The organism is Labrys okinawensis (assembly GCF_047345005.1).
Taxonomy (GTDB): Bacteria; Pseudomonadota; Alphaproteobacteria; order Rhizobiales; family Labraceae; genus Labrys; species Labrys okinawensis.
In genome coordinates this window covers 4,214,112-4,239,044 of record NZ_CP178864.1, presented here as the reverse complement: position 1 = coordinate 4,239,044, position 24,933 = coordinate 4,214,112, and the positions used below count along the sequence as shown (strand labels likewise).

Below are 24,933 nucleotides of genomic sequence, written 5' to 3'. Positions count from 1 at the left end.
GGAGAGTGCCATGAAGTCCACCGTTCCCGCCGTCGCCACGCCGAAATGGGTGACGCTGACGAGCCATCGCGCCTGGCTGCTGCAGCAAGCGGAAACGTTGTTCGACGTGTTCGAGCGCAACAGCCTCAACCCGGCGGGCGGCTTCTACGACCTCGACATGCAATGCAAGCCTTTCGCCCCTGGCAAGCCTCCCGGCAGCAAACCGGGGCGGCAGATCCACTCTACCACGCGCATGGTGCATTGCTTCGCCGTCGCCCATCTGATGGGCAGGCCGGGCGCCGACGTGATGATCGACCATGGCATGGACTTCATCTGGAACGGCCATCGCGACAAGGACAAGGGCGGTTATTTCTGGGGCGTCGGCTATCAGGAGCCGACCGACGACACCAAGCAGGCTTATGGCCACGCCTTTGTGCTGCTGGCTGCCTCCAGCGCCAAGGTTGCCGGCCATCCTGATGCCGACCGCCTGCTCGCCGATATCTCCACCGTGCTGGCCGAGCGCTTCTGGGAGGAGGAGCCGGGCGCCACGGCGGAGGAGTTCACTCGCGACTGGCAGCCCTTTGACAAATATCGCGGCCAGAACTCCAACATGCACCTGACCGAGGCTCTGATGGCGGCCTTCGAGGCCACCGCCGACAACGACTATCTGCGCAAGGCCGAGCGCATCGCCGACCTGATCATCCGCCGTCATGCCGCCGAGAACAATTGGCATGTGGCCGAGCATTTCACGCAAGATTGGAAGCTCGACAAGGAATATTCGGGCAGCCCGGTCTTCCGCCCCTATGGCACCACGCCGGGCCATTGGCTCGAATGGGCTCGCCTGCTGCTGCAGCTCTGGGAACTCGGCGGACGCAGGCTCTCCTGGCTGCCGGATGCCTCCAAGAACCTCTTCCGCCAGGCCGTCAAGGACGGCTGGGACCATGAGAAGGGCGGCTTCTATTATACGCTCGACTGGACGGGCAAGGCGCGCATCCGCGACCGCTACTGGTGGCCCTGCTGCGAGGGCATCGGCGCCGCCGCCTTCCTCAACGCCATCGACGGCGATGCCTTTTTCGAGGAATGGTACCGCAACATCTGGAACTTCAGCGCAGCCCGTCTCATCGACAAGGACTATGGCGGCTGGTTCCCGCAGCTCAGCGAGGACCTCCTGCCCAATACCGGCCCGTTCTACGGCAAAGTGGACATCTACCACGCTCTACAGGCCTGCCTGATCCCGCTCCTGCCGACGACGGGCAGCATCACGCGCGGGCTGATCGAAACGGGCGTGAAGCTGTAGGGGCAGGAGTGGCGGTCTCCTACCGCCATCGTCTTGTCCTGCGGACGCTACGTTTCCCATGGCGGTCAGAGACCGCCACTCCAAAGCGCATGGCGCAGGCGCTCCTGGGACCGCTGGCATCTCGCCTGCCTCTGCCTCTCTCGAAGAACGCGCCGCTTCCAGGAGCAGGCAGGGATACCTGCGATCCCAGGAAAGCTAACTGCCGATCTTCGCCATGAAGGCCTTCAGCTCCCCCGGTGGCATGCGCACGATGTGCTTTTCTTCCGGATAGGCCATCGAGTTCACGTCCGCCACGAACTCGGAAAACGCCGCAACCCGTTCGGCCTGCAGCCGCTCATACTCGGCTGCAAAGTTGCGGTAGACCTTGGAATGCCTCGGCATGTGGCCACGATTGGTGCCGAGGATGTCCTCGGCGAAGAGATATTGTGCATCGCAACCGGTGCCGGCGCCCATCGAGAGCAGGAACAGCGAGGTGCGCTGCGAAATGGCCTCGGCCACCTCCGCCGGCACCACCTCGATCTCCGCTCCGAAAGCCCCGGCGGCTTCGAGCTGCTTTACCGCCTCGAAGACCTGCAAGGCCGTCTCGGCCGTCTTGCCCACGGCCTTGAAGCCGCCGGTCCAGGTCTTGCGCGAGGGGATGAGGCCGACATGGCCGATGACCGGGATCGCCTCGTCCGCCATGCGCTTCACCGTGGCATAGGAGGCACTGCAATAGACGGCGTCGGCGCCGGCCTTGTACAGGCGAAAGGCCCAACGCACGAAATCGTCGGCGGTGCCGATCTCGTAGAAATTGTCACCCGGCATCGAGAACAGGCTCGGCGCGGCGTCGCGATATTGGGGATTGAGCATCAGCTCAGGTGGGATGGAGACGATGTCGACGCCTGCCCGCTCGGCAGCCTCCGCTTCCTCGAGCGTCAGCACGCGGAGCATGGTCAACTGCTTCTTGCCCTTGATGGCGCGCAGGTCGGCAACCGTGGGTCTCTTGCGGGGCATTCTCTGGTCCTTACTCGGCGGCTGCAGCCGCATTCAAATCATGGAATTCAGCGCGATAAGGCCGCGCGGTCGGCGGCAGTTCGCGCCTGAGGTAAAAGTCCTCGTTGCGCAATTGCCGCAGCACGACCGGGAAGGCCTCGCGATAGGCATGCCATATCGAGGGATTCGGCTCGGGCAGGTCATGCTTGATCAGTTCATGCAGCTTTGGCAAGGCGTGATACGGCACCATGGGGAACATGTGGTGCTCCACATGGTAGTTCATGTTCCAGTAGATGAAACGGCTGACCGGGTTCATGTAGACGGTGCGGCTGTTGAGCCGGTGGTCCGTCACATTGTCGGCGAGGCCGATGTGCTGGAGCAGGCCTGTCATCACCATGTGCCAGCACCCATAGAGGCGCGGCAGGCCGATCAGCATCAGCGGCAGCCACGACCATGTGGCCAGCGCCGCGACGATGGCGGTGAAATAGATCGCCATGTGCCAGCGCGCCGCGGTCACTGCCTTGTAGCGTTCTGCCTCGGGGATGAAGCTCTGCTCGTCCGGCGTCAGCGTGCCCAGCGCGTTGCGGCCGAGGGCGATCAGCGAGTACCAGACATCGATAATGCCGGCGAAGTTCAGCACCAGGCGGATGAGGTCCGGCGGGCGCATCACGGCGATTTCGGCGTCGCGGCCGACGATGATGGTGTCCGTGTGGTGGCGCGCGTGGCTCCAGCGCCAGGTGACGGGGTTACGCATCAGCATGAAGCTAGCGATCTCATAGATCACGTCGTTCATCCAGCGCGTGCGGAAGGCGGTGCCATGGCCGCATTCGTGCCAGCGCGAGTCGCTGGAGGAGCCGTAGAGCACGCCATAGACGAAGAAGAAGGGAACGCACCACCAGCTTCCCCAGTACCAGATGCCACCAGCAGCCGACAGGAGGATGGCGGCAATCCAGATGATGGTATCGCGGATCGCCGGCGCGTCCGAGCGCTGCATCAGCTCCTTCATGACCTTGCGGGACACATCGGTGTGATACCATTCGGCCGAGGCCAGGCCGGTCTCGATGGCCCGTCGCGTGCTCTCACCGACCAGACTGTAGTCCCGCTTCTTTTCCATCGTCGCCATGGTCATACCGTTCGCCTAACCTGTCTTTCCTACGTCAGAATCTCGCCGGAAGCACCAAGTTGGAGTGGCGGTTTCCAACCGCCATTCTCGGAAACGAGAGCATTTGCCGGCAAGGGAAGATGGCGGTCCGAGACCGCCACTCCATGTTTGACCGACCCATCTCACGATCGCCCCTCCAGCGTGGGAAACCGCCCTGACGGTTCCGGGAAGTCCTCGACCGGCTGCCTCGCGATGGCGGAGATTCTGCTTTCCGCTGCTGCAATCTCGGCGGCGCCCTCGAGGATCTGGAAACGTGCTTGATAGTCGCGGCCCTCGCCGTGCTCCAGCCAGATCATCTCGCCGCGCTCGCGGGCGGCGAGATCGCCTAGGACATGATGGCTCGAGGGCTCGATGCCGAGCACATATTCGCCGGCCTGGAAGTTCTGCCATTGGTAGAGGCAGGGCAGCTGGTCGCGGCGCGTCACAACAATCAGGCCGATGCCGAGACGATCGTTGACGAGGGCGACCGGCTGCTCGCCGGCCGCGTCGGCGGCCAGCGTGTGCTGCCAGACCTGTTCGCGGAAGGCGGCCTGTGGGGCAGGGACCGTGTGATAGCCGACGTCCTGTCTGCGATAGGCCTCGCCGGCATGCGCCGCCCAGGCCACATCCCGGATCGGCGCCAGATAGCGCGAGCCCTGATCGAGCACGGGATGGCCGATATTGATGTGGTAGAAATACATATGCGGCGTGCGGCGAAAGCCCTGATTGACGACGCGGTCGCCGATACGGATCTCGTTGCCGCCGACATCGGCCTCGATGCGGCGCAGGAGATGCAGGTTTTCGCCAAACACGGCCGATTGCTGCACGACGCCCTCGGCCCAGAGCACGCACCGATCGCCGATCCAGGTCTCGCCATAGCCGGTGAGGCGGGCCGGGATGGTGCTGATGCGGCCATGCAGGGAATGGCAGACGCTTCTCTTGCCGGGATAGTTGTAATTGTCAGCCGGGGTTTCCTCCGGGCCGAGGATATGGTCGAGACCGCATGTCACCAGCAGGCCGGAGAAGGAACGCGCCCAGGCGAGGCCGTTCTCGCCTTCATACTCATGCAGGGCAGGGTGCCTGAAGCCGGCAGGCGAATGCCACCCGATCGCCTGCCCCTTGTAGTCGCAGTCGGCGATATCGAGGGCGCGATCGACCAGCACGGTGAAGCGCAGGCCCGTGCCGGTGCGGAATTCCAGCATGCGAATGCCGCGCTCGACGCCGTCGCCGAGCGTCATTAGCCGCACGCCCGCGAATTGCGACAACAGGCCCGCGCGTTCGGCAATTTCGCGGCGGGTGAGGGTATGCCCGTAGAGCTGCGTCATGATCACGCCGCTGTTCTCATGTCACAGCCCGTTCTCCCGGAACTTGCCGTCCAGGAATTTCTTCGCCCGCGGCACGTCGTCCTCGGACAGGTGCTCGATGATCACGGGAATATTGGGGTGCTTCTGCGCGAGGCGCTGCAGATAGAGGTCGTAATTGAGAGATCCCAGGCCCGGCGCGGGCAGCTCGATCTCGCCGACACCGCGGAAAGTGTGGCTTTCAAGCGCGTCCTCGTCGCCGATATCGGCATGTTTCTCGCTTTTGTCGGTGCCCGAGCGCTTTACATCCTTGGCGTGGGCGATGCGGATCCTGTCGCTGAGCGTGTCGAAGACCTGGTTGAGGATCTGGTCCATCCGGTCGATGTTGTGGGTCTCGAAATAGTTGGTCGGATCCATCAGGAGACCGAGGCCGGGATGGTCGACCTGCGCGAACATCTTCACCGTCTCTTCGACCGAGCCGACGACATTGTTCACATAGGTTTCGAGCAGGAAGATCGCGCCGTGGTCATAGGCCGTCTGCGCTAGGTCGGCGATCACCTTTCGGCATTCCTCGAAGCCTTCCTCGGTCTTGTTCCTGGGGTGGTGCACCCAGTCCGACTCGGTGTTGAAGGTACCGGTCTCCGAGATCACATAGGGCGAGCCGAAATGGCGCGCGTTGCGGATGATTTCCTTGAGATAGCCGACGCGCTTCTCGCGTTCGGCCTTCTCCGGGTGAACGATGTTGGTGTAGCCGGAAATGCAGCAGACCGGCAGGTGGTGGTCGCGGAAGGTGTCACGCACCTTCCTGGCCTTATCCTTGGTGATCTGGCCCGCAGAGAGGTCGACATCCTTGAAATGCAGGTCGAGCTGCACGGTGTTGAAGTCGAGCGAGCGGATCTTCTTCGCCGTCTCCTCCAGGCCATAGGGAAAATAGCCGGTGAATATGCCTGCCTGCATCATGGTCGATTGCCTTCCCGTATCAGTATTATTTGAACTTCAATGGATGGGTATTTCCGAGAGCCGCACGGCGCGGCCGGTGTCGATCGAGCGATAGCCGGCCTCCACCAGCGCCATGGTCTTGACGTTGTCGGCCACCGAAAGCGCCGGCGTGGTGCCAGTCTCCACCGCATGCTGGAGTTGCTCCATCACGCCGATGAAGGCGTGCGGGAACCACATGGTCTGCCATTTGGGAGTCACCCACTCGCCGCCCGTGGTCCGGGCCGAGGCATAGCTGAGCGTCGAAGGCGATCCCGTGGGCCAGCCGATCGTGCCCTTGGCCGAACCCTCGGTGCCCTCGACCCGCCAGTTGATGTGCTGGTCGTCGCGATAGCTTTCCTGGCGCGGGCCCGACCAGACATCCTCGAGCGACAGCGCCAGCACGCCGGAAGGAAATTTCAGCGTCGATACGGTGATGCCGTCCTGGTGGTCGAAGCTAGTGCGTGGATCCTTGCGGGTGAGCGTGGTGATCTCATCCGGATCGCCGAACAGGAAGCGCAGCACGTCGAGGTGGTGCACGCTCATATTGGCGAGCGTCAGCCGGTCATAATCTTTGAGGAAGGGCTGCCAATGCGGGATGGCATGCATGTCGATCTGGGCGAAGACGATCTCGCCGAGCTCGCCCGCGTCGAGGATCTGCTTGAGCACGCGCATCGACTGGTCGTAGCGCATGTTCTGGTTGACGGAGAGGATCTTGCCGGCTGCTTCGGCCTCGTCGCGCAACTTGATCGCCTCGCCGAGCGAGAGGGCGAGTGGTTTTTGAGCGAGGATCGCCTTGACGTGCGGCTGGCCGAGCGCATGTCGGATCAGATCGGGCTGCTGGTCGGGTGGAAAGGCGATGTCGACGATCTCGACCTTCGGGTCCTCGATCAGGGCCTGCGGCGTGGCGTGAACGGTAGGAATGCCCCAGCGCGCCGCGACCTTTTCGGCATTGGTCCTAGTGCGGGAGGCGATGGCGACAACCGGAAAGCCCGCCTCCTTATAGGCGGCCAGATGGCACTCGGCCATGATCATGCCGGCGCCGATGCAGCCGATCGCATATCGCTTGGTGCGCACCGGCGCGTCCGGCACGAAACGCATGGCGTTCGTCATCCATCCTCCCGTCGGGTCTGTTTGTTGCTATTTTGATGGATATTGATGTCGGCATCGTTTGATGTCAACATCATTTAAAATCATTATAAATCATTCTCGATCAACTCCTGCTCGCTAACGGGCGAAAGCGAAGAAGAAGCAGGCGGTTGGCGAGGAAACAACCGGAGGACCCAGGGGAAAGGAACTTGCATGGGAGCGAAGCTGATCCCATCATTTTCAATCAGAATCATAACGAGCGCGGTCGCAGCCAGGCTGCCTGCATATGGAAGGCGAGTTGAACGTGCGTGCCACCCTGTCAGATGTAGCGCGAGAGGCCGGCTTTTCGTCGGCGACGGTGGATCGTGTCCTGAACGGCCGGCCCGGTGTGCGTAGCCGCACCCGGGATATTATCCTCGATACTGCCCAGCGCCTCGGTTATGTCCTCGATGGCGGCAGCGACGAGGGCGAAGAGGCGGACAGGGCCGCAGCCCTGCGCCTCGACTTCATCCTGCCTTCCATCTCCAATGCCTTCATGCGCAAGCTCTGCGACCAGATCGAGGAACAGGCGAGCCAGCGCACAGGCGTCGAGGCCCGGGTGCAGACGGTAGAGGATTTCACGCCGGACAACCTTGCCCGCGTGCTCTATGACCTTCGCGGCTGCACCAACGGCGTTGGCGTCATCGCGCTCGACCATCCCACCGTGCGCGAGGCGATCCGCTCGCTCGCCTCTGGTGGGGCAAAAGTCGTGACCATCGCCTCCGACATCCTTTCCGTGCCGCGCGTGGCCTATATCGGGATCGACAACCGCGCGGCCGGGCGGCTGGCCGGCTATCTCGCCGGCCGTTTCATGGGTGTCGGCAAGTCAGGCAAGGTGGCACTGTTCGCCGGCTCGCTGTCCTATCGCGGCCATGAGGAGCGCGAAATGGGCTTCCGCCACATCCTCGCCGAGGAGAATCCGGGCCTGCAGATCGTCGAGCTGCGCGAGATGGGCGATGACAGCGCGCGGGCCTATGGCGAGGCGAAGGCGCTGCTGGAGCGCCATCCCGATCTCTCGGCGATCTACAATATCGGCGCCGGCAGTTCCGGCATCGCCCAGGCGCTGAAGGAATGCGGCCGGGCGCGCTCGGTGGTCTTCGTCGGCCACGAGGTCACCGAGGACACCAAGCCGCTGCTGCTCGACGGCACGCTCGATGCGGTGATCGACCAGAACCCACGCGTCGAGGCACGAGAGGCGCTCAATACGTTGATCCAGTCAATCCGCGGGCTGCCGATCATCGCACACCCGCCGCGCCTGCAGGTGATCTTCAAGGAGAACATCCCGGAGGTGTAAGGGGTGGGGCGCGACCAATTTCGCTTCCCCGAGCCAGCCATTCTTCTATCTTCCGCCGAGGAGCGCCTGGAAAGCGCGGGCAAGGTTGGTGGTGCCATGGAAGACCTCTCCGGCACCTGCCTCGAAATCGATCAGGCCGCGATTATGGGCGTCGTAAAGTTCGGTCACGAGTTCTGCGCCGCTGTCGCTTAGGCCGGCACTCAGCATGGTCTGGTGCCAGGCGTGGCGTGGCACTTCGAAGGCCACGACCTCGCGGTTCAGCAGGGTGGTCAAGGCCTCCGCGACGTCTACAGGCGTATAGCGCTCCGGGCCCTCGACATGAAACAGATCGGCTGTCGAGGCCCCGTCTCGACGCTGCAGCAGGATCTCCGCGGATATCCGACCGACATCGGGCGCGGAGACTGTCGGAAAGCGCTTGCTCAAAGAATGGTGCAGGCTGGGCAGCCGGCCCGTATCTGCCGCAACGCGGATCACTCGGGCCCAATTCTCCATGTGCTCGGCCGAACGCAGGAAGATGGCCTCAGTCGGGAGGGCCCTGAGCTGCACTTCCAATTCATGGAAGAGCACGGTGATGCCGGTCCCGCTCCCGATCTCGGCGCCATAGTCTGAGATCGCCAGGGTTGCCCGAGGCCGCGCTGCCGTCAGAGCTTTGGCTATGCAGTCAATGGAATGGCGCATCTCCGCTCCTGCATCCTCGGCACTTGGGGCCGGCGGGCAGATGACCTGCACAAAGGCTGCTCCATCGAAGGCCCTCGCCAGGGCAGCAGCATCTTGCAGATCGGCGATCGCCACCTCGCAGCCCAGCGCCTCGAAAGCTGACGCTTTCGAGGGATCGCGAATGATCGCCCGCACCGGCTGGCCGGTCGCACGCAGGGCGGAGACGGTTGCCCGGCCGACCTTTCCTGCGGCTCCCAGGATTGCAAACATGGTCATTCCCTCAAGCTTCACTCAGGGCAGGATGCGAGACCGCAGTTACTATGTCGCTCGGATTAAGCCGGCCCGTTGCAGGTTCGGCCGCGGTTACAGCCGCTGGCGCAAGATTTCGCCTGGCGTCATGCCGGTGAGACGGCGCATCCACGTCGCCATATGGCTCTGATGCGCGAATCCGGCCGCCAAAGCGACTTCGCTCATCGGCATATCACCGGTCAGCAGCAGCGCCCGCGCCCGCTCCACCCGGCGCCGCACGACATATTGATGCACAGGCATGCCGAAGCTACGGGGGAATAGCTGCTTGAGTTGGGAAAGACCGAGTCCTGCGGTCTGGGCAAGCTCTGCCAGGGACAGGGATCGGTCGAGATGGCTCTCGATGAAGTCGGCAAGCAGGTGGTACTGACGGGACGAGAGCCCGGTCCGCTCGGAAAGGTCCGGTCCATCCGGGATTGCCATGAGCCGTGCGGCCAGCGCCAGGCCCAGGGATTGTGCGTAGAGAGGATCGGAAGGGATATCGGCCTCGAGCTCAGCCTTGATCGCTGTGGCAATCGCCTCAATGCGAGGATCTCGCAACTGGAAGACCGCCCGCAGTCCGAACCGGCCGGGAGGCCCGTCGAGTTCTTCGGCGACCTTGCTCAGCAAGGCGGGCGCAAGACGAAGCCTCAGGATTGTGCAGGCGGCATCGTCTTCCCAACTGCCGTCGAGGCCAGCCGGAATGACATCGATGTCGCCATGCTTCTGGATGCGCCGCGAGTGCCGCCCGTCGCACCGGCAATCGGCATTCACTGGCGTGCCGAAATGGATGCCGAGTCGGTGCATCTCGCCGCCCGCGACATGATGCCGGCCCCTGGGTATGCTCAGGAACTCCGCCTCGAGGGAGTGCCAACCCCTCCCGGCGCTGGTCAGGAGGATGCTCGCTTGCTCCACCGCTGGCGCGGCGCCGATGTAACGGTCCATGGTGCCACCTCCTCAGCCGCAACATAGGCGGGGGAGGGGACTATTGCGAGGGGGCCTCCTGGGATCGCAGGCATCCTTGCCTGCATCTTGGAACCGCGGCGCATGCAAGAAAGAGGCAGGCAAGGATGCCTGCGGCCCCGGGAAACTATCCCCCCACCATCAGCTTGACGATCTCGTCGTGGTTGGTCTCGGCGATCTTGCGCTCGCCCGCCAGTGTGCCGCGGCGCAGAACGACGATGCGGTCCGATACGGCGAAGATGTCCTGCAGATTATGAGAGATGAAGATGATGCCCCGGCCCTGCGCCTTCAGGGTATGGATCAGCGAGACGACCTTGCGCTGCTCGGGCACGCCGAGGGCCGCGGTCGGCTCGTCCATGATCAGGACCTGGGCGTTCCAGTACACCGCGCGGCCGATCGCCACGGCCTGGCGTTGGCCGCCGGAAAAATTGCCGACGGGTGCCGTGAGGCGCGTCACGTGGAAGTCGAGCCGCGCCATGGTTTCCTTCGCCGCCTCGGCCATCTTGGCGCGGTCGAGCACCGGCAGGAAGCCGAATGCCTTGCGCATCGGTTCGCGGCCGAGGAAGATGTTGGCGCCGATGGAGAGATTGTCGGCGAGCGCCAGGTCCTGGTAGATCGTCTCGATGCCATGGCCGCGGGCAGCCTCCGGCGTCGCGAACTTTACTGCCTCGCCATTGAGGCGAATCTCGCCCGTATCGGCGTGATAAACGCCCGAGATCGTCTTGATCAGGGTCGACTTGCCGGCGCCGTTGTCGCCTGCCAGGGCTACGACCTCGCCGGGAAACAGCGTCATCGAGACGCCATTGAGCGCGGTAACGCCGCCGAAGCGCTTGGTGATGTCGCGAACTTCGAGAAGAGGCTGGGTGTTCATGGACGGCGTCCTCCCGAGATGCTGCGCTGGGCCTGGTCTACCAGCACCGAGACGATGATGACGACGCCGACCGAGACGAACTGCCAGAACGGTTCGACATTGATATAGACGAGGCCGAACTGGATGACGGCGATGACGAGGGAGCCCGCCAGCGTACCCAGGATCGAGCCCGAGCCGCCGAACAGGCTGGCGCCGCCGATCACCACCGCGGCGATCGAGTCGAGCAGCAGCGGCTCACCGGCCTGCGCCGCGCCGGCGGTGAAACGGGCGGCGTAGAGCACGCCGCCGATGCCGGCGCAAATCGCCGAGAGCATATAAAGTTTCTGTGTGTGCCAGCCGACATTGATGCCGGCCCGCAGAGCCGCTTGCTCGCTGGCGCCGATGGCGTAGGTGTGCTGGCCGAAGCGGGTCTGCGACAGGATGTAATGCATCACCAGCAGGAAGATCACGGTCACGATCACCACCACCGGCAGCCCATAGAAGCGGCCATTGCCGAGCGCGGAGAACCAGGCATTCGACACCGGCACCGTGGTTCCGCCGGCCAGCAGGAAGGCGACGCCGCGTGCCACGCCATACATACCCAGCGTGCCGATGAAAGGGGGCACCCGCAGTTTCGAGATCAGCAGGCCGTTGATGATGCCCGGAATTATGGCGACCGCCACACCCACCACGCCGCCGATCAACATGGCGGGAAACAGGGGCATGACGCCACCCAGCATGTTGACGGCGTGGGCCGCGACCACGGCCGACAGGCCCATGATGAAGCCGATCGACAGGTCGATGCCGCCGGAGATGATCACGAAGGTCGAGCCGAGGGCGAGCAGGAGAGGAGCAACCGTATAGATCGAGATCGACTGCATGGTCGAGAGCGAGAACACGAAGGTCGAACCATAGGCGATACGGGCCCATAGTTCGAAGAAGACCAGCAGCAGGACGAGAAAGAGCCAAGCCCTCAGTTCCGCGATGCGCAGAAGCAGAGGATGAGGACCTGAGGCGGGCTGCGACCCTTGGGTCAGAGATGAGGGGGCTGACGACATGGCCGCTCCGTTGGAAACAGGAAGAAGACGCCGGATGGGCGGCGCGTGGTGTGCAGGTCTTCAAAGCGTGACCGAAAGTTCGGGCAATGGCTGAGAGGGCCGGCACTTTGTCGAAATTGGCGCCGGGCTCCCAATGACGGCCCTCAATCGAGCCGCCCGGGAGACCGGCACGCCTGGCTCAGTTCTGGTAGATGAAGCGTGCTACTTCTGGCTGGTCGACGTTGGACTTGTCCATCTCGGTGAAGCCGGTACCGATGGAGGTCGGAATCGACTGGCCGGTGAGATGGGCGTAGGCGGCCATCACGCCGAAATAGCCGATCTCGGCCGGATGCTGCGCGATGGCGATATCGACGAGACCGGACTTGATGTTGTCGACGATCGAGGTGGGTGCGTCGAAGGCGGCAACGCGGATCTTGCCGCTCTGGCCGGCCTGCTGCACGCCATTGGCGGCGCCGAGAGCCGAGAACAGGTTGGCGCCGAAGACGCCGGCGAGATCGGAATTGCGGGCATAGACGGACTGGAACTGCGAAGCTGCCTTGTTGGCGTCATCGTCGTTGAATTGTGTCTCCAGGACAGTGATATCAGGATACTTCTTCATCTCTTCCTTGAAGCCTTCCTCGCGCTGGTCGGTGGTGGATACGCCGGGCTTCACGTTGGAGACATAGACCTTGCCCTTGCCACCGATTGCCTTGGCGAGGGCGTCAGCAGCCATGCGGCCGCCGAGCAGATTGTCAGAGGCGACGTAGGACAGCGGGAAATCGGCGTCGCCCGAGCCGGTCTGGTACTGGCCGGTGCCGATGAAGGTGTCGACGGTGATGACGGGAATGCCGGCATCGACGGCCTTCTTCAAGGGCTGCACCAGCTGCACCTTGTCGGTGGGGGCGATCAGGATCGCGTCAGGCTTGCGGGCGATCACGGCATCGAGCACCGGCGTCTGGGTTACCGGGTTGAAATCTGGCGCACCCTGAAACACGAGTTCGGCGCCGACCGCCTTGGCGGCAGCCTCGGCACCCTTGCGCATGGTGATGTAGAAGGCGTCCGTGGTCAGGCCCGGAATGAGGGCGATGGTGAATTTCTTGTCCTGAGCCTGCGCGGGCACGGCAAGCACGCCGACGCCGATGGCAAGGGCCGCGAGGGCGGTGAGCAACTTCCTCATGTCGTTTCCTCTGTTTGCTGTTCGTTCGGTCTTGATGCCCGGTGCGGGGCCTCTTCTGGCGAGAAGTGCCGAACCGGCTACGGTTGCCCGAAGGCACCCGATGGCGTGTGGAAGGATGTGAATGGATCATCGTCGCGGTGCTGGGCGCAGTCCGGACAGTGTGGCTCCCTCCGAATATTATTTTTGTCTTTTCTATATTGTCAGACTATGGTTTGACGGCAAAAGCGTCAATAAAATATATTGCGCGCGAAAAGCTTGACAGGGATAGGCCGTAATCGAGATCGAGAAATCGGGTTAACATATTGTCCAAACGATATAAAATAATGGCGACCTACTCCAGGGAGCAGTGGTAGCGGTGAACAAATTTACGGCGTGTAAAAAATATAATTGTTTCCACGTGTAAAAATAGGAAACATCGGGAGGCTTGGGCATTATGGCCGTTCAGAAGATCAGGAACATGGCGGAATTCGCTCAGTTGAGCGGCATCTCGCGCCCGACCGTATCCAAATATTTCAACGATCCCTCCAGCGTTCGCAAATCGATCCGCAGCAAGATCGAGCGAGCGCTGGCAAAATACGATTACCGACCCAACCTCTTCGCCGTAAATCTCAACAAGAAGCGGCCGAAAATCATCGGGGTGATCGTGCCAGACACCTCCGACATGTTTTTCTCCGAGATGGTGCGCCATATCGAGATGCGCTGCGCGCTCGACGGCTATCTCGTCCTGGTGCTTTCTTCGCGCGGCGATCCCTCGCTCGAGGCGCGTTCGGTCGAAACCCTGTTGTCCCTGAAGATCGCGGGGGCAATTCTTGCGCCGCTCGGCTCCATCACCGATGCCTCGCGCATGGAGAGCCTGAAAGCGCATATCCCTGTCGTCTATCTCGATTCCTTTCTGAGCGACGGCTCGCCTTTCGTAGGCACCGACAACGACCAGAGCATCGGGCTGATCACCGATTACCTCTGCCGCACCGGCTCGCCACCCTGCTTCTTCGAGATGCCGGCGGTGAACCACAATGCCGACGAACGCAGCAGGGCCTATATCCGGACCATGGAGCGCCTCGGCTTTCAGCCGGAGATCATACGGGTATCCAGCAGACCCGACTGGCGCTTCGAGGAGATCGGCTACAGCGAGGCGCTAAGTGTCATCGACGGCAAGGGTTTCCCGTCCTCCACCCTGCTGTGCGCCAATGATCGCATCGCCGTGGGCGTCATGGCGGCCGCCTTCCAGCGCGGCATCAAGGTGGGGCGCGAGGCCGATTGCCGCTTGCGGGTTGCCGGGCATGACGACCAGCCCTACAGCCGCTTCGGTTGCCCGCCGCTCACCACCGTCGCCCAGAACTTCTCGCGCATCGGCACGCTCTGCGTCGAGACCCTGCTGGCGAAGGTCGAGGGCGCTGAGACAGCGCCCGGCGCGCCCCAGCAATTCCGCCTGGAGGCGCAGCTCATGATGCGCGCCTCGGCCTGATCACGAACAAGAACCAGACCACGAAGAGACCCGGCGAGCAGGCAAGCGAGGCGGCATTGCCTCGATCTGCGCGGCCCATCCGGCGGTGGTCGAAACGACCTTGGCGCATGGCCGCGGCGAGCGGCGAAGCGCTGATCGAGGCGACCTGCAACCAGGTCAACCAAGGTGGCGGCTATACCGGAATGACGCCCGTCGAGAGATTCTCGGCTGGCTTGGAGGGCTGCACCTTGCCGCCGACACAGGTGCATCAATTCCTGCCAGCCTCGGCCCGCCACGACGGACCCTTCGATATGGCGGCAGCCCTGTCGCTCGCGGCGCGAAGTGCTCGACGGTTACGCCGCTGCAATAAAGCCTGCGTGAGAGGGAAGGGCGGTCGTTGACAGCGGCGGCCGAGATCCCGACAGTGCGCCGCCTATTTCGCTCCAGGAATCTACTTTTCATGCAGCCAATCCATATTACTTACCTCAACCGCCTCGACATCGAGGCGACTGCCTTGACGGACCAGGAAATCCTCGCGGCCATCGAGGAAAGCCTGGCCATGCAGGGTCGCGGCGAGACGGCGATCGAGCCGCGCGTGCATCTCGAGCCGCGGGCAGGGGTGGAGGGCCATTTCAACGTGCTGCGCGGCTGGATCGGCGGCGAGATCGATGCGGCCGGCGTGAAGGTGGTCGGCGACTTCGTCGACAATTATAAGCAAGGCCTGCCGTCAGAGTTCGGTGTCCTCACCCTGTTCGACCCTCGTATCGGTGCCCCCAGGGCGATCATGGACGCGAGCGGTATTACCGACATGCGCACCGGCGCGGTCACGGCGATCGGCGCGAAATATCTCGCACGCAAGAACTCCAGGATACTTGGCCATATCGGCGCCCGCGGCACTGCCTATTGGAATGTGCGGCTGCTCGACAGCCTGTTCGACTTCGACGAGATCCGCGTGCATTCCCGCCGCCGCGAAAGCCGCAATGCCTTCGGCGAGCGCCTTGGCAAGGACTTGGGCAAGAAGATCGTAGTTACGGAAGACTGGCGTTCCTGCGTGGAAGGCGCCGACATCGTGGTCGAGGCTTCGCGCCTCTCGAAGCCCGAGCCGATGCTGAAGACCGATTGGATCAAGCCCGGCGCGTTCGTGGTGCCCTATGGCACCATGAGCGCAGTGGAACTCAGCCTCACCGACATCATGTCCAAGCTGGTGGTCGACGACTGGGGCCAGTGCAAGGGCGGCAAGTTCGGTTCGCTCCGCGCTCATGTCGAGGCCGGCAAGCTGTCGGAAAAGACGCTGCATGCAGAAATGGGCCAGATCGTCGCCGGGCTGAAGCCGGGCCGGCAGAGCGATGACGAGACCATCCTGTTCTGGCATCGCGGCCTGTCGCTGTCGGACATTGCCCTCGGCCACGCCTTCCTGAAAAAAGCCACCGCGAAGGGCCTCGGCCAGACACTGCGATATGCGTGAAATGAGCTTGGTGTGCGTAGGCGCTAATTTTGTCGGGAGAGGCGGACGAAACGCGGAGTGGCGGTCTCCGACCGCTATCTTCCTTCCCTGCAAACGCTCCATTTCCAAGATGTCGACCAGGAGGTCGACACTCCAATTCCCCGGATGGTCATGAACGAATTCACTCTACAGGCGGATACACGCCTGACCCTCGCCGATGTCGTGGCCGCCTCGAAGGGGCCGCTACGTGTCGCTTTCACTCCCGAAGTCGTCGAGCGTATACGAAAGGCCCGGGCCGTTGTGGACGCTCATATCGATGGTGATATTCCGGTTTACGGCCTCAACACAGGCCTTGGCGGCAATGTCGGCCACCGTATCAAGCCTGAGGAGATTCCCGCCTTCCAGGAGCAGATGGTGCGCGGCCGCATTGCCGGCGTCGGGGAGCCGCTGCCGGTCGAGAGCTGCCGCGCCGCCCTGTTTTGCCGCATCGTCGCGCTGGCCAAGGGTGGCGGAGGCATTTCGTTGAAGGTGCTGGAGCAGATGGTCGAGATGCTGGCGCACGACATCATCCCGGCCATTCCCTCGCGCGGCTCGCTCGGCACCGGCGATCTCATCATACTGATGAGCGTGGCGGCAGTCGCGATCGGGCGTGGGCGGGCCTGGGTTGGCGGCCGGCTCTTGCCCGGCACCGAAGCGCTGGCGAGGGCCGGGCTGAAGCCGGTGGCGCTCGGCGCCAAGGACGGGCTCGCCATCGCCAACGCCTCATCGGTCACGGTTGCGATGGCGGCGCTGTCGCTGGAGGCCGTCAGGGATATCCTCGACGTGCACGTCGCCGCCGCGACGCTGGCCTTCGAAGGCTACGGCGCCAATCCACGCATCTTCGACGAGCGCCTGGCGCTGGCCCGGCCAGCGAGGGGGCAGGTCGAGGCGGCGGCCCTGTTCCGGAAAGGGCTTGAAGGCAGCGATCTGCACGGCAATGCCCGGTTGGTCCAGGATGCCATCAGCTTCCGTGCTCTGTCGCAGGTCACCGGCAGTACTTTCACCGCCTATGAGGCGGCGAAGGAAGCGGTCGAGATCGAACTCAACGCCGCCGCCGACAACCCGCTGGTGATCGCGGAGACGGGCGAAATCTATTCCTCAGCGAATTTCCACACGCCGGCCATCGCACTCGCTTTCGACAGCCTTGCCATCGCCATGACGCATCTTGCGACGGCTTCGGCCAACCGCTCGATCAAGCTGATGACAGGCCGGCTCTCGGGCGTGCCGAACTATCTTTCGCCCGTCGGTGGTGCCTCCGCCGGCTTCGTGCCGATGCAGAAGGCGATCTCCGCGCTGCAGGCCGAAGTGCGCCTCAAGGCCGCCCCGGCAAGCCTCGACGGCCTTGCGGTCTCCGACACGGTGGAAGACCTGACGCCGCACTCCGCCCTTACCATCCGCAAGCTCGACGAGCAGAACGAGCAGACCCGTTGGCTTGTCACGATCGAGACGATGCTGGCGGCGCAGGCCTGCGACCTGCGCGCTGCCGGCAAGCCTCGCACGCTCGGCAAGGTCGGCACGAGGCTGCAGGCGATGGTGCGTGCTGTGATCCCGGCGCTCGACACCGATCGCGAGACCGGGCCGGACGCCGAGGTTCTGCATGGGGTGTTGTGGGGCGTGCGGACGGTTGCAGCGATCCACGATCTGGTTAGTCGAGAGGCGCGACATGAAAGCCTCCCCCACGAAGCTGGGGGAGGTGGCTGAGTGTAGCGAAGGTCGGAGGGGGCGTGGCCAGAATTGGGTGTGGTAACCACCAACTCAGGTTTCCTTTTCACGCGCCTTTTCCTGACCACATCCCCTCCGTCACGACTTCGTCGCGACACCTCCCCCAAGCTTCGTGGAGGAGGCTTCTGCGTGGCGCCCTACGCCTCGAGCCTCGAGCTGCCGGTTCAGGCTCCCGGCAGCTTGTCCGCCAGCACGGAAGGCTGCCGGATTTCCGGCGCTATGGCGAGCAGGTCGGCCGCGTTGGCCATGAGGGCGGCCGCCACCGCGCCGCTCAGATGCGCCTTACGGCCGGCTTCGGTGTCGAAGGCATCGAAGATGGCGAATGTGTCGTTGTCATAGCGCACGGCGAACCATGCGATGGTATCCGGCTCGGCTGCAACCAAGCCCTGGGCGCTGGCGAGGAAGCTGGCGACGGCCTCTTCCTTGCCGGGCTTGGCCTTGAGTTCAACATAGATGGCATAATGCGTCACGGGATGATCCTTCTCTGAAGTTTGGAGGGATGGCGGGTCGGGGCAGGGGCCTCACGCCGCCGGCGGCTTCAGCGGGCTTGGCATCGGATTGAAATAGAGGCAGATCATAGGGACGCCTCCTCCCGTTGAGTTTTGGAACACACGCTATAGAATGCATGGCGAGATACGCGTGACAATTGCCGCCTGAACACGATCTCGGGAAGATGACTATGGCCCGGCCACGGGAGTTCGACGAAGAGGCCGTGCTCGACGCGGCGATGCAATGTTTCTGGGAGCAGGGGTACGAGGCCACCTCCGTGCGCGATCTGGCAACGCGGATGGGCATGACAGGCGCCAGTCTCTACAACGCCTTCGGCGACAAGCGCGCGCTTTATCGCCGTTCCCTCGACTTCTACACTGAACGCAGCTTCGGCGAGCGTACGGTACGCCTGGAGGCGAGCCTGCCACCGCGCGAGGCGATCATTGCCTTCTATCGCGAAATCATCGAACTCTCCCTCGGCGACCCGAAGGCGCGAGGATGCATGATGGTCAACTCCGCCCTGGAAGCCGGGCCACGCGATCCCGAATTCCGCGCTGTGGTCGCCGAGGTGCTGGGGCGTATCCAAGCCTTTTTCCACCGCTGTGTGCTTGCCGGGCAGCGGGATGGCAGCATCCCTCTCACCCATGACGCGGAAGACCTCGCTCGCTTCTTCCTGAGCGTGCAACTTGGCCTGCGCGTGCTCGCGCGCACCGCACCGCGCCGCGACGAACTCGAAGGCGCCTTGCGGCCAGCCCTCGCCCTTCTGGGTTCTGAGGATTATCAAGAAGTGGCTACAACACAATGATTGGCCATGCGTTTCTGCCAGTGTTAGTACGGAAGATCAGCAGGATCGAAGAGATGGGGCGGCCTCCCGGCTTCGGTCCTGGCCGGAGCGGAGGCCGCCCCGCCGCCTCAGGCCCGACCCGGCTTCAGCGTCCCCTTGATCGTGTGGCAAGTGCCCTTGGGGACCAGCTTGAAAGAAGCCTTGTCGAAGTCGACGGTCGAATGACCGGCGCAGTCATGCGCGCCGGCGGCGCAATCGTTCTGGCCCTTCAGCGCGATGCCGTAGCACTTCTCCTTGCCGACAGCCTGCTCGGGGCTCACCGGTCCGGCGAAGGCGGGCACCGCGACGGCGGCGATGGCCGAGGCGAGCGAGCCGGCAAGAGCGAGCGTTACGATACGACGATCCATTATGGTATCTCCATGAAAAGCAGCGAGCCGTCATCGGCTTGCAAGGGCCCCTACGCCCGGGGCCTGGCGTTCATTACGGCCTGTAACAAAGACGTGAACCCACGCGAAGAAGGGGTAGGACGTGCATAGTTCCTTGCGCGAAGAGGAGTGGGCGACATGGTTGCGGGCAGCGATCGCGGGCGATGGCGCGGCTTATCAGCGCTTCCTGCAGGCGGTGACGCCGTTCCTGCGCTCCATGGCCCGCAAGCGCTGCGAGAGTTTCGGGGCGGCGGCGAGCGAGGCGGAAGACGTGGTGCAGGAGGTGCTGCTCGCCATCCATCTCAAGCGCGGCACTTGGGATCCCGCTCGCCCGCTTGGCCCCTGGCTCTCCACCATCGTGCGCAACAAGATGATCGACACCATGCGCCGTCGGGGCCGACAAGTGGTGGTGCCGATCGAGGATGTGATCGAGACCCTGGAGGCGGACGAGCAGGCCGACGATCTCGACCACCTCGACATCGAGCGCCTTCTGGCCCGACTCAAGGACCCGCAGCGCGACATCGTGCAATCGATCTCCGTGCGCGGCACCAGCATCCGCGACACCGCGAGCCGGCTCAATATGTCGGAGGGAGCCGTACGCGTGGCCCTGCACCGCGCCCTCAAGACGCTGGCCGCGCTTTACCGGAGTGACAATTTGTGAAGACCGACGATTTCATCAAGGCACTGGCCGAGGACAATGCCGCTGGATGGCGGATCGGCAAGGCTTTCGCGGCGGCGCTGGCGGGCGGGGCGGTGATCACCGCTGTCCTGTTCTTCTCCTCGATCGGCATGCGGCCTGATGTCGACAGTGCCATGCATACGGGCCGCTTTCTGTTCAAGTTCCTGGTCACGCTCACTATGGCGACCACGGCGACCGGGCTGATCCTGCGCATGGCCCAGCCGGGCGTTCCATTCGGAGCCTGGGGCAAGGCGATTGCTGCAGCGCCGGCGCTGCTGGCTGTGGCCGTGATCGTCGAACTCGTGGTGATGCCGTCTTCCACTTGGGAGGCGCGCTGGATCGGGTCCAACGCACCCTATTGCATGACGTTGATCCCGCTGATGGCAGTGGGCCCGCTCGCCTGCATCCTCTATGTGATGCGCCAGGGCGCGCCGGAGAATCCGGGCCTGATGGGGGCAATCGCCGGCCTGGTCGCCAGCGGCATTGGCGCTACCTTCTATGCCTCGCACTGCCCGGACGACAGCCCGCTTTTCGTTGCGACCTGGTACCCGCTAGCGACAGGTATCGTGGTACTCGCGGGCTATTTTGCCGGCAGGAAATGGTTGAGGTGGTGAGGCGCTGATTGTGTGCCGACCTGGAGGTCGGCACACTGAACAGTTGTTCGCTTCAATGCGCGGCGGGTACCGGCGCGGGAGGAGGAACCGGCGCAGGCTGCGCCGAGGCAGGTGAGGGAGCCCGCATCTGCTGCTCTTCCTCGAGCTTCTTCTTCTTGGCCTGCACGGCGAGATGGTGCCCGATAGCGCAGCCGCCGATGGCGCCCAGCACGGCGTGATGGCCGGCATAATGCCCGGCGACGCCGCCTGCGACGGCACCCGACAGACAGCCTACGGCCTGGGCTTGAGGGGTCATGGAAAGGGAACCGGCCGCCAGGGCGGCTACGGTCCCGGCAATGAGTGGAAGACGCATCCTGCTCTCCTGCGCGACTGCCCCCAACCGCACCGATCGGACGGCAATGCTGGCGCATTCAGGCGAAAGTGCGGCTTTGCGCGTCATATGACGTACGTAACAAGGATCGGACATTCCGTTACGTTATTTTGTCATCTCGGCGCGTCGCCAAAACGGTATTCATGCGTGAGCTCGTCGAGCTTTTTCTTGAGGTCCGGCGCGATGGTGTAGCCCGTGGCGGAGAGGGAATCGTCGAGTTGCTCTGATCGGCTCGCGCCGATGATCGGGGAAGTGATGACGGGATTGGCCAGCACCCAGGCCATCGCCAGGGTCACGGGAGAGACGCCTGCCTCGGCGGCCAGGGCGATATAGGGTTCGACGGTATCGAAGGCACGGTCGTTCCAATAGCGCTCCTGGTAGCGTGCGCCGGCCGTTCCGAGGGTGAAGCGTGTACCCTGAGTTGGTGTGCCCCTCTTATGCTTGCCGGTCAGGAAACCGCCAGCGAGGGGATTGTAGGGGATGACGCCGAGACCCTCCTCGGCGCAGAGCGGCAGCAATTCACGCTCGATCTCGCGGAAGAGCAGGCTGTAGCGGGGCTGCACGCAGACGAAGCGGCCGGTGTTTTTGACGTCGGCGCGGCCCAACGCCCGTGCCAGGCGATAAGCGAGGAAGTTGGAAACGCCGATATAGCGAGCCCGGCCGGATCGGACGATCACGTCGAGGGCTTCCAGCGTTTCGTCGATCGGTGTCGAGGCATCATCGGAATGGAGCTGGTAGAGATCGACATAGTCGGTCCCGAGCCGGCGCAAGGAGGCGTCGATGGCATCGAGCAGGTGCTTGCGTGACGCGCCTTGCTCCCAGGGGTTCGGTCCCATGGCGCCGCAGGCCTTGGTAGCAAGGATAAAGCTGCCGCGCCTGCCCTTGAGCCAGCGGCCGATAATTTCTTCCGTGCGCCCGACCGTATCGAACCCGCCGCCGAGAGGGTAGACATCGGCGGTGTCGATGAAGTTGATGCCGCCCGCTGCCGCCTTCTCGAGGATTTGGCGTGAAGGGTCTTCCTCGATCTGAAGGCCGAAAGTCATGGTGCCCAGGCAAAGTTCGGAAACCTGCAGGCCTGTCTTGCCGAGGGACTTGATGCGCATAGGACGATCCGTTTGTGATTGGGAAAGGATTTGTGAAAAGAGGCGGAGGGAATGTGCAGGTTATCGGCCCTGCGTGACGGCTTCGCCAAGCCGGAGCAGCATCACTTTTCGGTGTGGCCCTGTCGCTGCAGCGCCTGGATATAGGTGATGAAAAGCTCGCGCTCGGAGGTGATGTCGAGCTTCTCGTAGATGCGCAGGCGATGGTTCTTTACCGTGCCGCGTTGCAGGTTGAGGCGCTGGGCGATCGTCGCGGTCGGGTGACCTTCGAGGATCAGCTTGACGATATCGACCTCGCGAGGGGTCAGCGCCGGATTAAGGCGGGAGATGATGATCTGGTCGTAATCGGCTGACGTGGAAGGGGCTTTTTCCACCATGAACAGCCAGCCCTGCGGTGCGAAGGCGTGGGCCGCCGACATGCGCGTGCGATGGAGGATGTTGCCCTCGCCGAGCAAGGCTTGGCCGGCGTCCTCGGCTGCCAGGCGCTCGACCGCTCGCTTCAGGCCGGCATCGGCCTGCTCGAGCTTGCGCCAGGCGTCGCTCATATGCACGGCATTGCCGTCGCGGTCGCGGATCATCACCGCGCGCGGCAGCGAGGGGCCACTGCCGCCCTCGGCCGCCAGGATCGCATTGACATGGGCGATATCGAGCCCGGCGAAGAGGGGGTAGAAAACCTCGATGGACGTGCGTTCCGCGCTTACGAAGCGTCCGACCTTGCGCTCCAGGAACATCGCCACGCTGGCCCGGCCGAGGGCCGGCAGGAAGATGCCGAGCTCGTCGGTGATGCTCGATTCCTCCAGGAACTCGCGCACATAGCGGCTGTGCCGGGTCGCGGCGGCTGGAAACATATCGAGCGAGACGACGCCCGGCTGCTCGGTCTGCGTCCAGTAACGGTAAAAGGGGTCGAAGACGAAGAAGGTCGTCTCATATTGGCGGGCGAGGCTATCGGAAAAGCCGTGATGCAGCAGGAAAGTCGGCTCTCCGACGGCCGAATAACGCACCACCGTCGCGATATCATGCGGCACCAGCGCCCGGAAGGCCGATAGCAGCGCGGGGTAGAAGCCCGAGGTGCCTGCCAGCCGCGCGGCCTCGCCGAGGGCCGTGTTGATCGAGGCCAGCGGAAGGCCGGAGGCGATGGCAGGCGATTTCATCCGACGCAAATCCAAAACGGGCAGGGCTCAGGCTAGCGTGGCCCCGTCTCCTCTACCAGAGCGCGCCGCCTGTGATCTGGATATTCTCCGCCGTGATGCCCTTGGCCGCCTCGCTGCAGAGAAACACTGCAAGGCCCGCCACCTCGTTCGGCTGAATGATGCGCTGCTGCGGGTTCTGGCCAGCGATCCGGGCCATGGCAGCCTCCAGGCTCTCGCCCTTGCCCTCGCGCTCGGCGACCTGGGCGACGTTCCGGCGCATCAGCTCGGTCTCGACCCAGGTCGGCGAGATCATCACGGCCGTCACCCCATGCGGTGCGCCTTCCAGCGCCACGCAGCGCGTGAGGCCGAGCAGGCCGGATTTCGAGGCGCAATAGGCCGGATTATCCTTCCAGCCGACGCTCGCTGCCGTTGAGCCGATATTGATGACGCGGCCCCAGCCTCGCGCCATCATTTTGGGCAGCAGCGAACGGGTGGTGCGGAAGGCGCCGGTGAGATTGGTGTCGATGATCTTGTCCCACAATGCATCCGAATGCCCGCTCACCGGCTGCTCGGCCGTGGTGCCGGCGGCGTTGACCAGGATATCGATCGGGCCGCACATCACCTCGGCATCCGCAATGAAGGCATCGATGATAGCGCTGGAACGCACATCGAGGTGTCCGGCATGGACCTTCACACCGAGGGCGGTCAGCGCGGCCTGAACATTCTCGAGCTGAGCCCTCTCGGGATAGGCCGCGGCATCTCCGAGCCTTGCGCCCTCGCCGATATAGGACCCAACCGCGACATTGGCACCCGCGGCGGCTAGCGCCTGGGCGATGGCAAAACCCTGGCCGGTGAGGCCGCCGGTAACCAGGGCAGCACGGCCGTGGAGGGAGGGGGGCATGGGGATATTCCTGGGAGCGCGGACGTCTCGTCCGCTCTTGAAACGGTGTGGGTTCAGAACGAAATGTTGGAACCCGAACCTCCCTACCGCGCAAGGTCGTTGTTCCAAGAGCGGACGAGGCCGTCCGCGCTCCCAGGCTATTCCAGCGGCTGCTTCAGCCACTCGCGATAGAAGCCCTCAAGGTCCGGATCGAAGTCGTGCACGATCGGGTAGCCGGGCGCTGCCGCCTCTACCTCATGCAGCGTGCCGCAGGACTGGCAGATGAACTCGCGGATCTCCATCCATTCCGGATCGGGAATATCGGAATTGGGATAGATCTCGCGGAGTGCCTCCTTGCTCTTGCGCACGCGGATATGCGCACCGAGCTTCCAGTTCTTCTTGTAATGGCCGAATTCCCGGCCGCATTCGCATTTGGTGACGCGTCCGCCAGGCGTTTCGGCGATGAAGAGGTGGTCGCTGATAGGCAGGAGGATCCGGTCCTTCCAGGGCACGCGATCCTGCAGCACTGCGAGGTAGGTCAGAAAGCGATCATCATCCTTGTAGGCGCTCATGATCTGCTTGGTCTGGTGCCAGGGCAGGGTGCCGGCGACGAGTTCGCGGATGGTTTCCTTGGGATAGCTGCTCATCGAGACCTCGATTTTTTCACCCTCCCCTTGATGGGGAGGGTCGGACCGAAGTCCGGGGTGGGTGAGAAACGAGACGTTGTTGAGGTGGTGCAAGATGCCCTGACCGGGTG

25 protein-coding genes and 1 pseudogene are annotated in these 24,933 nt (G+C 63.6%); 9 read left to right on the top strand and 17 right to left on the bottom strand.

Features of this window, described 5'->3' with window-relative positions; translation table 11 throughout:
• The first annotated feature begins 10 nt into the window (after positions 1–10).
• Positions 11–1,276, top strand: a complete 1,266-nt coding sequence (locus ACMDCR_RS19830) for an AGE family epimerase/isomerase (protein ID WP_413988263.1) — start codon at positions 11–13, stop codon at positions 1,274–1,276.
• A gap of 195 nt (positions 1,277–1,471) precedes the next feature.
• Here the strand turns inward: ACMDCR_RS19830 and ACMDCR_RS19825 are convergent, their stop codons facing one another.
• The 5 genes from ACMDCR_RS19825 to ACMDCR_RS19805 all read right to left on the bottom strand — a co-directional run bounded on the left by ACMDCR_RS19825 (position 1,472) and on the right by ACMDCR_RS19805 (position 6,778).
• Positions 1,472–2,269 (bottom strand): 3-methyl-2-oxobutanoate hydroxymethyltransferase, encoded by a 798-nt coding sequence (locus tag ACMDCR_RS19825; protein ID WP_413988262.1) that lies wholly within the window; start codon positions 2,267–2,269, stop codon positions 1,472–1,474.
• 10 nt (positions 2,270–2,279) lie between these two features.
• Positions 2,280–3,371, bottom strand: a complete 1,092-nt coding sequence (locus ACMDCR_RS19820) for a fatty acid desaturase family protein (RefSeq protein ID WP_413993674.1) — start codon at positions 3,369–3,371, stop codon at positions 2,280–2,282.
• Positions 3,372–3,532: 161 nt separating this feature from the next.
• On the bottom strand, positions 3,533–4,714 hold the full coding sequence (locus ACMDCR_RS19815) for an aldose 1-epimerase family protein (RefSeq protein WP_413993673.1): 1,182 nt from the start codon (positions 4,712–4,714) through the stop codon (positions 3,533–3,535).
• A gap of 21 nt (positions 4,715–4,735) precedes the next feature.
• Entirely contained in the window at positions 4,736–5,650 is a 915-nt protein-coding gene (locus ACMDCR_RS19810) for a sugar phosphate isomerase/epimerase family protein (protein ID WP_413988261.1), read from the bottom strand.
• Positions 5,651–5,686: 36 nt separating this feature from the next.
• Positions 5,687–6,778 (bottom strand): Gfo/Idh/MocA family protein, encoded by a 1,092-nt coding sequence (locus tag ACMDCR_RS19805; RefSeq protein ID WP_413988260.1) that lies wholly within the window; start codon positions 6,776–6,778, stop codon positions 5,687–5,689.
• 280 nt (positions 6,779–7,058) lie between these two features.
• Between ACMDCR_RS19805 and ACMDCR_RS19800 the strand changes: the two genes are divergently transcribed.
• Positions 7,059–8,087: a LacI family DNA-binding transcriptional regulator gene (locus tag ACMDCR_RS19800; protein WP_413993672.1), complete on the top strand. Its 1,029-nt coding sequence runs from the start codon at positions 7,059–7,061 to the stop codon at positions 8,085–8,087.
• A 45-nt stretch (positions 8,088–8,132) separates the two neighbouring features.
• Here the strand turns inward: ACMDCR_RS19800 and ACMDCR_RS19795 are convergent, their stop codons facing one another.
• From ACMDCR_RS19795 to ACMDCR_RS19775, 5 genes are all read right to left on the bottom strand, one after another.
• Positions 8,133–9,020: an NAD(P)H-binding protein gene (locus ACMDCR_RS19795; RefSeq protein WP_413988259.1), complete on the bottom strand. Its 888-nt coding sequence runs from the start codon at positions 9,018–9,020 to the stop codon at positions 8,133–8,135.
• An 87-nt stretch (positions 9,021–9,107) separates the two neighbouring features.
• The gene (locus ACMDCR_RS19790) at positions 9,108–9,974 is read right to left on the bottom strand and encodes a helix-turn-helix domain-containing protein (protein WP_413988258.1); all 867 of its coding nucleotides are present in this window, start codon (positions 9,972–9,974) and stop codon (positions 9,108–9,110) included.
• A gap of 145 nt (positions 9,975–10,119) precedes the next feature.
• Positions 10,120–10,863, bottom strand: coding sequence for an ATP-binding cassette domain-containing protein (locus tag ACMDCR_RS19785; protein ID WP_413988257.1), 744 nt, complete (start codon positions 10,861–10,863; stop codon positions 10,120–10,122).
• The gene (locus tag ACMDCR_RS19780) at positions 10,860–11,900 is read right to left on the bottom strand and encodes an ABC transporter permease subunit (protein ID WP_413988256.1); all 1,041 of its coding nucleotides are present in this window, start codon (positions 11,898–11,900) and stop codon (positions 10,860–10,862) included. The genes ACMDCR_RS19785 and ACMDCR_RS19780 overlap by 4 nt, the downstream gene beginning before the upstream one ends.
• A 178-nt stretch (positions 11,901–12,078) precedes the next feature.
• Positions 12,079–13,056, bottom strand: a complete 978-nt coding sequence (locus ACMDCR_RS19775; protein ID WP_413988255.1) for an ABC transporter substrate-binding protein — start codon at positions 13,054–13,056, stop codon at positions 12,079–12,081.
• A 433-nt stretch (positions 13,057–13,489) separates the two neighbouring features.
• Between ACMDCR_RS19775 and ACMDCR_RS19770 the strand changes: the two genes are divergently transcribed.
• From ACMDCR_RS19770 to ACMDCR_RS19755, 4 genes and pseudogenes are all read left to right on the top strand, one after another.
• Positions 13,490–14,521 carry a LacI family DNA-binding transcriptional regulator gene (locus ACMDCR_RS19770; protein ID WP_413988254.1) on the top strand — a complete coding sequence of 344 codons (1,032 nt, stop codon included), beginning with the start codon at positions 13,490–13,492 and terminating at the stop codon, positions 14,519–14,521.
• A 55-nt stretch (positions 14,522–14,576) separates the two neighbouring features.
• Positions 14,577–14,718 (top strand): annotated as a pseudogene (locus ACMDCR_RS19765) (class II D-tagatose-bisphosphate aldolase non-catalytic subunit); the annotation flags it as partial.
• A gap of 242 nt (positions 14,719–14,960) precedes the next feature.
• A complete protein-coding gene (locus ACMDCR_RS19760; protein WP_413988253.1) occupies positions 14,961–15,965 on the top strand; it encodes an ornithine cyclodeaminase family protein in 1,005 nt (334 codons plus the stop codon).
• A gap of 150 nt (positions 15,966–16,115) precedes the next feature.
• Complete coding sequence (locus ACMDCR_RS19755) at positions 16,116–17,684, top strand: HAL/PAL/TAL family ammonia-lyase (RefSeq protein WP_413988252.1); 1,569 nt, start codon at positions 16,116–16,118, stop codon at positions 17,682–17,684.
• Between the two features lie 185 nt (positions 17,685–17,869).
• Here ACMDCR_RS19755 and ACMDCR_RS19750 read toward each other — a convergent pair whose 3' ends face one another.
• Positions 17,870–18,175, bottom strand: a complete 306-nt coding sequence (locus tag ACMDCR_RS19750; RefSeq protein WP_413988251.1) for a putative quinol monooxygenase — start codon at positions 18,173–18,175, stop codon at positions 17,870–17,872.
• A 209-nt stretch (positions 18,176–18,384) separates the two neighbouring features.
• On the opposite strand from ACMDCR_RS19750, the gene ACMDCR_RS19745 reads away from it, so the two are divergent.
• Positions 18,385–18,999 (top strand): TetR/AcrR family transcriptional regulator, encoded by a 615-nt coding sequence (locus ACMDCR_RS19745; RefSeq protein ID WP_413988250.1) that lies wholly within the window; start codon positions 18,385–18,387, stop codon positions 18,997–18,999.
• A 107-nt stretch (positions 19,000–19,106) separates the two neighbouring features.
• Here ACMDCR_RS19745 and ACMDCR_RS19740 read toward each other — a convergent pair whose 3' ends face one another.
• Positions 19,107–19,385, bottom strand: coding sequence for a DUF2282 domain-containing protein (locus ACMDCR_RS19740; RefSeq protein ID WP_413988249.1), 279 nt, complete (start codon positions 19,383–19,385; stop codon positions 19,107–19,109).
• Positions 19,386–19,506: 121 nt separating this feature from the next.
• Between ACMDCR_RS19740 and ACMDCR_RS19735 the strand changes: the two genes are divergently transcribed.
• Entirely contained in the window at positions 19,507–20,064 is a 558-nt protein-coding gene (locus ACMDCR_RS19735) for a sigma-70 family RNA polymerase sigma factor (RefSeq protein WP_413988248.1), read from the top strand.
• Entirely contained in the window at positions 20,061–20,696 is a 636-nt protein-coding gene (locus ACMDCR_RS19730; protein ID WP_413988247.1) for an NrsF family protein, read from the top strand. Before ACMDCR_RS19735 ends, ACMDCR_RS19730 begins: the two co-directional genes overlap by 4 nt.
• A gap of 52 nt (positions 20,697–20,748) precedes the next feature.
• Here ACMDCR_RS19730 and ACMDCR_RS19725 read toward each other — a convergent pair whose 3' ends face one another.
• The 5 genes from ACMDCR_RS19725 to ACMDCR_RS19705 form a co-directional block, all read right to left on the bottom strand.
• Positions 20,749–21,048, bottom strand: a complete 300-nt coding sequence (locus ACMDCR_RS19725) for a hypothetical protein (RefSeq protein ID WP_413988246.1) — start codon at positions 21,046–21,048, stop codon at positions 20,749–20,751.
• Positions 21,049–21,179: 131 nt separating this feature from the next.
• On the bottom strand, positions 21,180–22,169 hold the full coding sequence (locus ACMDCR_RS19720; RefSeq protein WP_413988245.1) for an aldo/keto reductase: 990 nt from the start codon (positions 22,167–22,169) through the stop codon (positions 21,180–21,182).
• A gap of 101 nt (positions 22,170–22,270) precedes the next feature.
• Positions 22,271–23,317 (bottom strand): helix-turn-helix transcriptional regulator, encoded by a 1,047-nt coding sequence (locus tag ACMDCR_RS19715; RefSeq protein ID WP_413988244.1) that lies wholly within the window; start codon positions 23,315–23,317, stop codon positions 22,271–22,273.
• A 52-nt stretch (positions 23,318–23,369) separates the two neighbouring features.
• Positions 23,370–24,197: an SDR family NAD(P)-dependent oxidoreductase gene (locus ACMDCR_RS19710; RefSeq protein WP_413988243.1), complete on the bottom strand. Its 828-nt coding sequence runs from the start codon at positions 24,195–24,197 to the stop codon at positions 23,370–23,372.
• A gap of 137 nt (positions 24,198–24,334) precedes the next feature.
• Entirely contained in the window at positions 24,335–24,823 is a 489-nt protein-coding gene (locus ACMDCR_RS19705) for an acetone carboxylase subunit gamma (protein WP_413988242.1), read from the bottom strand.
• Between the last annotated feature and the right edge of the window lie 110 nt (positions 24,824–24,933).